This window comes from Barnesiella sp. CU968, assembly GCF_905219685.1.
GTDB lineage: Bacteria > Bacteroidota > Bacteroidia > Bacteroidales > Muribaculaceae > Lepagella > Lepagella muris_A.
Genome location: NZ_CAJMXD010000496.1, coordinates 1 through 1,805, shown reverse-complemented (window position 1 = coordinate 1,805; position 1,805 = coordinate 1). Strand labels below are relative to the sequence as shown.

Below are 1,805 nucleotides of genomic sequence, written 5' to 3'. Positions count from 1 at the left end.
GCCAGAAAATCGCGTAACCAACATGAATACAGAGTTTAACAATTTCGCATTAACAGATTTTAAGAGACGCCAGTGACGGCAACTATTGCCTCCGCGCTGCCTTGACTGACGGCTATATGCCTTTGATCGAATTAACTTCGGAGGAGGAAGCCAAGTTCCGCTCTCTACATGCCGATGAACAAGCAAGACAAGACTTCCTGATGTCAATAGCCATGCTGCATCTTACTCGAAGGGATGCCGAGGCGGTTAAAGACAGGATAAAACAGAATACCCAATCCAAAGCCGGAGTCCGTATTTTCCCTTCCCGTCCACAGGACTACTCCCCGGAAATCTCGCAAGTGTTCACATTCAATCTTGCCAACGCACTATCTTCCCTCAATGTCAGTTCCGGCTCATCCGGCTACAAGCGCGAGCACGAAGTCGGCAACCGTTCCCGCTACGATGACATCGACGACCGTCAGTCCGGCACCCGACTTACAATGTAAGAATGAAGTAGTGACTATCTCAGCGCACCACGCCGATAGTCACTATTATTTTGCAGAGAATTTAATGTAGAATTTAATTGGGTTTAGAATTAAACGCTACTTTTTAATACAGTTTAATCAAGCCGATTTATCGTGGTTTATAGCGATTTAGATAGTGACTATTATAGTGACTACGCCCTGTAGTGACTAAAAGAAAAATCGCCAACTCTGTGAGAATTAGCGATTTAATCTTTGCTTGGGTGGTGCCACCAGAATTGTTCTGAATATAGTATCAATTTGATTATCAGATAATTACCGGCTATCTAAAGGAGAAAAACTCCGTTGACTACACTGCTATATTTTAGCGATTTGGGGCGTTTTGCTCCGGCAATCTAACACCTTCGCAACATCTTCCCTTATTCTAAAAGTTCTCTGTGATTGCAAAGTTACGAATTTATTTCCACTCCACCAAATATCAGGCTTGTGTTAATTCAATTTAACAAAGTGATTTATTTCAAAATCACAAAACAAAATAATTCAAAAACACAAAATAATTTGGTGGTGTCAGATTTAATCCCTAATTTTGTAGGTGATTATGAAAGAGATGAAGTATCTGAATAGAATTGCCGACAAGACTCTTGATTTGAGGCTTGAGGCTTTCGGCGCCGTACAGATAGCTGGACCCAAGTGGTGTGGCAAGACAACTACTGCAGAACGTCGGGCGGGAAGTGTTATTAAGATGCAGGATCCTGACCGTCGGGCGGGATATTTGGCTGCCGCTCAAACAAAGCCATCGTTATTACTCAAGGGTGCAACGCCTCGGCTTATTGATGAATGGCAGGTTGCCCCAGTAATATGGGATGCAGTTCGCCATGCGGTTGATGAACGCAGAGAGAAGGGACAGTTTATTCTGACTGGTTCGACAGTAATAGATGATGAGGAAATAATGCACACGGGAACAGGTCGCATTACCAAAATGGCTATGTACCCTATGAGCCTGTTCGAGTCTCTTGAATCCAATGGCTCTATCTCTTTGGGGCGATTATTTAATGAGGCGGACTATGAGATTGATGGTGAAATTTCACAATTATCTATTGAGCAACTGATTTTTGCTGCCTGCCGTGGCGGGTGGCCCGCTTCTCTCGATGAGATGAGCACCAAAGCTAAGTTACTGATTGCTAAAGACTATATTGATGTGATATGTAATGAGGATATTTCAAGAGTTGATAAAACGCGAAGANATCCTGCATTGGCAAGGCTCATTCTTCGATCCTACGCACGAAATATCTGTACTTTAGCAAAGAAAACCTCCATGCTTGCTGATGTATCTGAAGAAATGGA

At 43.1% G+C, this 1,805-nt stretch carries 2 protein-coding genes; both read left to right on the top strand.

The genetic code is table 11. The features are described from left to right. The first annotated feature begins 101 nt into the window (after window positions 1-101). Window positions 102-485, top strand: a complete 384-nt coding sequence (locus JX312_RS13060; RefSeq protein ID WP_204458358.1) for a hypothetical protein — start codon at window positions 102-104, stop codon at window positions 483-485. Between the two features lie 574 nt (window positions 486-1,059). Beyond that, on the top strand, window positions 1,060-1,805 hold a 746-nt coding region (locus JX312_RS13055), incomplete at its 3' end, for an ATP-binding protein (RefSeq protein ID WP_239653929.1).